We start from the raw sequence: 7035 nt of genomic DNA on the forward strand, positions 1-7035 counted from the left end.
CTGCGCATGACGCCGTCGGCCGTCAGCAAGCTGATCGCGCGGCTGGAAGCCCGGCTTGGCGCGCGGCTGGTCAGCCGCTCGACGCGCAAGCTGCTGCTGACGCCGGAAGGGGCGGCGTTTTATGAAAGCGGGCTACGCATCCTTGCCGACATGGCGGCGGCGGAGCGTGAGGCGGCCGCGGGCGCCGCGCCGCGCGGGCGGCTGCGCGTCAACACCTACGTGCCGTTCGGGGTGCACCGGCTGATCCCGCTGCTGCCGCGCTTCCTCGAACGCTATCCCGAAATCTCGGTCGATCTGGTGCTGACCGACAGTGTCATCGACCTGATGGCCGAACGCGCCGATGTAGCGATCCGGGCCGGGCCGCTCGGCGAATCACGGCTGGTGGCGCGCAAGCTCGGGCAGAGCCCGGTGGTCCTCGTTGCGGCCCCTTCCTACCTCGAGCCGCATGGCACGCCGCTGACGCCAGCCGATCTCGACACACACAACCGGATGGGCTTCGGCTTCGTCAGGCATATTGACGGCTGGCCGTTCCTCGACGCGCAGGGCAATGCCGTCATGATCCCGATCACCGGCAACGCGCTGGTCAGCGATGGCGAGGCAATGCGGCTGATGACGCTGGCCGGGGTAGGCATTTCCCGGCTGGCGCGCTGGCATGTGGCGGCCGATATCGCCGCCGGGCGGCTGGTGCCGCTGCTGGAGGATTTCAACCCGGGCGACGAGGAGGCGACGCACGCCGTCTATGTCGGCCAGGGCCGCCATCTGCCGGCACGGGTGCGGGCCTTTCTCGATTTCCTGGCCGAGACGGTTCGGCTGTAGTTGGAGCCGCGCGTCCATGGGATACGCGGCTTCGAAAAGGCCGGCTTTCCCGCAGGCTATGCCTTAGGGACGAAGGGCGCCGGACGCCGGCCGGCGCCCTGGCGCTCGACCATCCAGCCGGGATATTCGGCCGGCAAGGCGCTCACCTCATCCAGCCTGGCGAGATCGTCGGCATCGAGCTTGAGGCTGGTGGCGGCGAGGTTTTGTTCGAGCTGCTCCATGCGGCTGGCGCCGATTATCACGCTCATGACGAAAGGCTTGGCCAGGACATAGCCGAGCGCCACGGTGGCGACGCTGACATCATGCTTCCTGGCGACCTCGCGCATGGCGGCGACCGCTGCCCAGGCGCGCTCCTCGTTGACCGGCGGGAAGTTGAAGGACGCGCGGCGGCCCTCGCCATTGCCCGGCGCGCCAGGGCCGTATTTGCCGGACAGCAGGCCGCCGGCCATCGGCGACCACACCATCAGGCCGAGCTTCTCCTCGTTGATCAGCGGCACGATCTCGCGTTCGAGGTCGCGGCCGGCGATCGAATAATAGGACTGGATGGTCTCGAAGCCGGCAAAGCCCTTGCGGTCGGCGATGCCGAGCGCCTTGGCGATGCGCCAGGCCTGCCAGTTGGACACGCCGACATAGCGGACCTTGCCGCTGGAGACGAGATCGTCGAGTGCCCGCAGCGTTTCGTCGATCGGCGTTACCGCGTCGGTGCCGTGCAACTGATAGAGATCGATATGGTCGAGCTGCAGCCGTTCGAGGCTGGCATCGACCGAATCCATGATGTGGCCGCGCGAGGAGCCGCGCTGGTTCGGCCCGTCGCCCGTGGCGGCATGGACCTTGGTGGCGATGACCACGCTCGACCTGGCAATGCCGAGATCCCGGAGCGACTGGCCGAGCAGGCGTTCGGACTCGCCGAAGGAATAGACGTCCGCCGTGTCGAAGAAGTTGACGCCGGCGGCAATCGAGTGGCCGACAATCTCATTGACGCCCTTCTGGTCGAGGCTGGCGATCAGGCCCCATTGGGCGTTCTGGCCGGCGGCGCCGAAGGTCATGGTGCCGAGGCAAAGTTCGGAAACGAAAAGCCCGGTATTTCCAAGCTGATTGTAGCGCATGGCAAAAGCTCCAGAGAAATGTGTGATGACACGAAACAAATAGGAACGGCACGTTTCGTTTCCAGTGTTGGCGCAGCGACCTCGTCGATCTGGCCCAACGGCTAGCGGCTGCCGAAGATGGCGGAGCCGACTCGTATGCTGGTGGCGCCAAAGGCGATCGCCGTTTCGTAATCGCCCGACATGCCCATCGACAGTCCGGCGACGCCGGCCTCCCGCGCCAGTTTTTCCAGCAAGGCGAAGTGCGGGCCGGGATTCTCGTCAGCCGGCGGGATGCACATCAGGCCTTCGATGGTGAGGCCGTGGACTTCCCGGCAGCGTTTGACGAAGGCGACCGCCTCGCGCGGTTCGATGCCGGCCTTTTGCGGTTCGGAACCGGTATTCACCTGGACATAGAGTTTTGGCGCCCGACCTTGCCGGACAATTTCCTTGGTGAGCTCGGCGGCGATCTTTTCGCGATCCACCGTTTCGATGACGTCGAACAGCGCTACCGCCTCCTTGGCCTTGTTCGACTGCAGCGGGCCGATCAGGTGCAATTCAATGTCGGGGAAAGCCTCCTTCAGGTCAGGCCATTTGCCTTGTGCTTCCTGGACGCGGTTCTCGCCGAAGACGCGCTGGCCGGCCTCGATCACGGGTTGGATATCGACGGCGTCGAAGGTCTTGGAGACCGCCACCAGCGTCACCGCGCCGGCTTCACGGCCAGCCTCCTGCTCGGCGGCGGTAATCTTCGCCTTGACCGCTAAAAACTGCTGAACGGTGTCGCCCATATGCAAATCCCGCTGTTTTGACCCGCGTTTTTGTCGGACGCGATGCCCATATGGTTGACGGGTTTGCCAAACCATGGTGAACACCCGGACCACATTTCGCGAACTGCCGGGCTCTTGCCCGCAGTCCGCATGCTTTTAAGTGAAAAACGTCCCATGGCAACCGAACGATACAATCCGCGCGCGTCAGAACCCAAATGGCAGAAGGCCTGGGCCGAAAAGAAGCTTTTCGAAGCGCACAATGACGATCCGCGCCCGAAATACTACGTGCTGGAAATGTTCCCCTATCCGTCGGGGCGGATCCATATCGGCCACACCCGCAACTATACGATGGGCGACGTGGTGGCGCGTTACAAGCGGGCCAAGGGCTTCAACGTGCTGCATCCGATGGGCTGGGACGCCTTCGGCATGCCGGCCGAAAACGCCGCCATGCAGAACAAGGTTCATCCCAAGGAGTGGACCGACCAGAACATCGCCACCATGCGCGAGCAGCTCAAGGTGATGGGCCTGTCGCTGGACTGGGCGCGCGAATTCGCCACCTGCGATGTCGATTACTACCACCGCCAGCAGATGCTGTTCCTCGACTTCGTCGAGAAGGGGCTGGTGACGCGCAAATCCTCCAAGGTCAACTGGGACCCGGAGGACATGACGGTGCTCGCCAACGAGCAGGTCATCGACGGACGCGGCTGGCGCTCCGGCGCGCTGGTCGAGCAGCGCGAATTGACGCAGTGGTTCTTCAAAATCACCGATTTCGCGCAGGACCTGCTGGATTCGCTCGACGGCCTCGACGAATGGCCCGAAAAAGTGAAGCTGATGCAGCAGAACTGGATCGGCCGTTCGGAAGGTCTGCTGATCCGCTGGCCGCTGGCCTCGGAAATTGCCGGCGAGCACGAGCTTGAGGTCTACACGACGCGGCCCGATACCATTTTCGGCGCCTCGTTCATGGCGATCGCCGCCGATCATCCGCTGGCCAAAAAGGCCGCCGAGACCAATCCGGCGCTGGCGAAATTCATCGACGAAGTCCGCCATATGGGCACTTCGGTGGCGGCGCTGGAGACGGCTGAGAAGAAGGGCTTCGACACCGGCATCCGCGTCGTCCATCCCTTCGACGGTACTTGGACGCTGCCGGTCTATGTCGCCAATTTCGTGCTGATGGAATATGGCACCGGCGCCATCTTCGGCTGCCCGGCGCATGACCAGCGCGACCTCGACTTCGCCAACAAATACGGCTTGCCGGTGGTGCCCGTGGTGATGCCGGACGGCGAGGACCCGTCGGCTTTCCAGGTGATCGACGTGGCCTATACCGACAATGGGGCGATGATCAACTCGCGCTTCCTTGATGGCATGACTCCGGACCGAGCTTTCGACGAGGTCGCCAGGCTGCTGGAACAAAAGACCATCGGCAATCGCCCAATGGCCGAGCGCAAGGTGAACTTCCGCCTGCGCGACTGGGGCATTTCGCGGCAACGTTACTGGGGCTGCCCGATCCCGATGATCCATTGCGAGGATTGCGGCGTGGTGCCGGTGCCGAAGGCCGACCTGCCGGTCAAGCTGCCGGACGATGTCGATTTCGACCGGCCGGGCAATCCGCTCGACCGTCACCCGACCTGGCGGCATGTGAAGTGCCCGCAATGCGGCAAGGACGCGCGCCGTGAAACCGATACGATGGACACGTTCGTCGATTCGTCCTGGTATTTCGCCCGCTTCACAGCGCCGTGGGCGCATGACCCGACCGATCCCAAGGCAGCGAACGAGTGGCTGGCGGTCGACCAGTATATTGGCGGCATCGAGCATGCGATCCTGCATCTGCTCTATTCACGCTTCTTCACCCGCGCCATGCGCGAGACCGGCCATGTCGACCTGGCCGAGCCGTTCAAGGGCCTGTTCACGCAAGGCATGGTCGTGCACGAAACCTACCGTGTCGGTTCGGCATCGAACGGCCGCTGGCTGGCGCCGGCCGAAGTGCGGCTGGAGGATGTCGACGGCAAGCGCCGCGCCATCGACATCGCCACCGGCGAGGCGGTCACCATCGGCCCGCTCGAAAAGATGTCGAAGTCGAAGAAGAACACGGTGAGCCCGGAAGACATCACCGATGGCTACGGCGCCGACACGGCGCGCTGGTTCATGCTGTCGGATTCGCCGCCCGAACGCGATGTCGAGTGGACCGACGATGGTGCGGCCGGCGCGCATCGCTTCATGCAGCGCATCTGGCGGCTGGTGTCGACGGCGGCCGAGACGCTGGCAGGCATTGCACCGAAGGCCGCCAATGATGGCGACGCCGGAGCGGTTTCCAAGGCCGCGCACAAAATCCTGAAGGCGGTCGGCGAAGACATCGAGAAGCTCGCCTTCAACCGTGCCATCGCCCGCATCTATGAACTGGCCAACGCGCTGACCACTCCGCTCAACGAGGTGACGGAAGGCAAGGCTGATACGGCGCTGAAAAGCGCTTGCCGCGAGGCCGTGGAGATCATGGTGCATCTGATCGCGCCCGTGATGCCGCACCTTGCCGAAGAGTGCTGGGAGGTGCTGGGCGGCACCGATCTGCTCGCCGAACGGCCGTGGCCGGTCTTCGATCCGGCGCTGGTCGTCGACAACGAAGTCACCTATCCGGTGCAGGTCAACGGCAAGAAGCGGGGCGATTTGACAATTGCCCGCGACGCGGACCAAGGTGCGGTCGAAAAAGCGGTCTTGGCTCTCGACTTCGTGCAGAAAGCACTTGAAGGCAAGGCTCCGCGCAAGGTGATCATCGTGCCGCAGAGGATCGTCAATGTCGTTGCCTGATCGGGAAAAGACAGAGTTGAGCGGTCTGCTGCGCCGCATCGCGCTTGCCGGTCTTGTCGGTTCGCTTGCGCTCGTCTCGGCCTGCCAGGTGCGGCCGCTCTATTCCAGCGCGCCGCTGTCGACCGGCTCGACCGCCAATGCCGAGCTGGCGTCGATTGCCGTCAAGCCGGTCCGGACGCGTTATGCCCAGCAGGTGCGCAACAATCTGATCTTCGGGTTCGGGCGCGGCGCCGGCGAACCGGCCTCGCCGCTTTATTCGCTCGATCTCGGCGTGACCGAAGCCGTTGAATCCTCGGCGCTGGTCCAGGTTGGAACCGATCAAGACGAGCCGACCGCCGGTTCGGTGACACTGACCGCCGGCTACACGCTAACCGATGCGAAAACCGGCGCGGTGATCGCGGTCGGCAAGCGGGCGATCACCTCGTCCTTCGACAGGCCGCGTCAGGAGTTTGCTTCCTACCGGGCGCAGATCGACGCCGAGAACCGTGCCGCGCGCGAACTGGCCGAGGCCCTGCAACTGTCCATCGCCCAGGATCTGGCCCGGCACGGCAAGACGGCCAGCTAGCGCGAGTCGCCGCATCAGAAGAGGCCGAATCGCCCCTCTCTCCTTGATCGCATTTCCTGTTCCCGGCGATCGGACTCGTCGGCAGCCGTGCTGTTTGGCGGCATGTAAATCTCCGCCCGCTGGTTGTCACGCGAGCAAAGGCTCGCCCTTTTTCCAATAGCCGCATTCGGATGAGCAACCGGTTGTGGAAACACGATCGGCTGCTCGAATCCTCATCGTGCGGCGTCGCCGCGAAAGATGCGTCTCGATCGCTCCAGCGACGCTGACAGGAAGCATCTGTTAACCACTCGCTCCCTATTGCTCAGCAGACATTTCACAGTGAGTCTTGAGCATGGAAGCCAGGCGTTTTTCTCGGGTCAATTCGTTGCACGCAGTTTCGCCCGATGACCCCCAAGGAGAGCGTTCCGGCGGCCCGCGCGGCAAGGCGGATGTTCGCCAGCCCGGCGCTTCTCACGCAGGTCATTCCGAGCGGGTCGCCGATTTCGGCGGCGACACCGAAAGCCCTGCCTGGCAAGAGTATTTTTTCCTTGCGCCCAATGTGCGTTTTACACGCACGCCGGACTATGAGCCCAAGCATCGCCAGCAGGACGAGGTTGCCGGGGAGGGTCGCCCGCAGGCGCTCCCGACGCAGCAGGCCGGGCCTGGCGCCGTCATGCATCGCGGGGCGTCACCGGCCGGGTCCGCTCAGCCAGCGCGCGGCGGCGAGACGTCGAAAGGCGTTGTGCCGGCGGCTCCGAAGGTGCCCGCAACGGCACCAGCGGCCACGCGTCCGGCACCCGTCGCCGGGAATGGCGCGCCGGCCAAAGCAGCCACCGCTGAAAAAGCCCGGCGGCCCTATCTTTCGGATCACGCCTTCTTCGAGGGCCTGGCGCCCCTTCTGGTCGATGTGACGTCGCCGGTCCGGCAGGTCAGCCCGGCTCCGCGCGCACCGGTCGCGGCTCCACCGCTTGCCGCGGCGCGAGCCGACGTCTCCGCGTCCGCCGCGGCCGATGTCACCGCCTTGTTC

5 protein-coding genes and 1 pseudogene are annotated in these 7035 nt (G+C 64.7%); 4 read left to right on the forward strand and 2 right to left on the reverse strand.

All coding sequences use genetic code 11. The features are described from left to right. The coding region (locus EOA36_RS21740) for a LysR family transcriptional regulator (RefSeq protein WP_145969250.1) at positions 1 to 816 on the forward strand (816 nt) is incomplete at its 5' end. Positions 817 to 872: 56 nt separating this feature from the next. Here the strand turns inward: EOA36_RS21740 and EOA36_RS21745 are convergent. Together EOA36_RS21745 and EOA36_RS21750 are read right to left on the reverse strand one after the other, a co-directional pair. Then, entirely contained in the window at positions 873 to 1922 is a 1050-nt protein-coding gene (locus EOA36_RS21745; protein WP_127279368.1) for an aldo/keto reductase, read from the reverse strand. Positions 1923 to 2023: 101 nt separating this feature from the next. After that, complete coding sequence (locus EOA36_RS21750) at positions 2024 to 2686, reverse strand: YggS family pyridoxal phosphate-dependent enzyme (RefSeq protein ID WP_127279369.1); 663 nt, start codon at positions 2684 to 2686, stop codon at positions 2024 to 2026. A gap of 153 nt (positions 2687 to 2839) precedes the next feature. Between EOA36_RS21750 and leuS the strand changes: the two genes are divergently transcribed. From leuS to EOA36_RS21765, 3 genes and pseudogenes are all read left to right on the forward strand, one after another. After that, the gene (gene leuS, locus EOA36_RS21755) at positions 2840 to 5464 is read left to right on the forward strand and encodes a leucine--tRNA ligase (protein ID WP_127279370.1); all 2625 of its coding nucleotides are present in this window, start codon (positions 2840 to 2842) and stop codon (positions 5462 to 5464) included. Then, positions 5451 to 6029, forward strand: coding sequence for an LPS assembly lipoprotein LptE (lptE, locus tag EOA36_RS21760; protein ID WP_127279371.1), 579 nt, complete (start codon positions 5451 to 5453; stop codon positions 6027 to 6029). Before leuS ends, lptE begins: the two co-directional genes overlap by 14 nt. A gap of 364 nt (positions 6030 to 6393) precedes the next feature. Further along, positions 6394 to 7035, forward strand: a pseudogene (locus EOA36_RS21765) (DNA translocase FtsK); the annotation flags it as partial.

It is taken from the genome of Mesorhizobium sp. M8A.F.Ca.ET.021.01.1.1, assembly GCF_003998025.1.
Taxonomy (GTDB): Bacteria; Pseudomonadota; Alphaproteobacteria; order Rhizobiales; family Rhizobiaceae; genus Mesorhizobium.

What these genes read in the sequence shown, in the direction of transcription:
- EOA36_RS21745 (WP_127279368.1), bottom strand. Translation starts at nt 1,922, where the DNA reads ATGCGCTACAATCAGCTTGGAAATACCGGGCTTTTCGTTTCCGAACTT.
- EOA36_RS21750 (WP_127279369.1), bottom strand. Translation starts at nt 2,686, where the DNA reads ATGGGCGACACCGTTCAGCAGTTTTTAGCGGTCAAGGCGAAGATTACC.
- leuS (WP_127279370.1), top strand. Translation starts at nt 2,840, where the DNA reads ATGGCAACCGAACGATACAATCCGCGCGCGTCAGAACCCAAATGGCAG.
- lptE (WP_127279371.1), top strand. Translation starts at nt 5,451, where the DNA reads ATGTCGTTGCCTGATCGGGAAAAGACAGAGTTGAGCGGTCTGCTGCGC.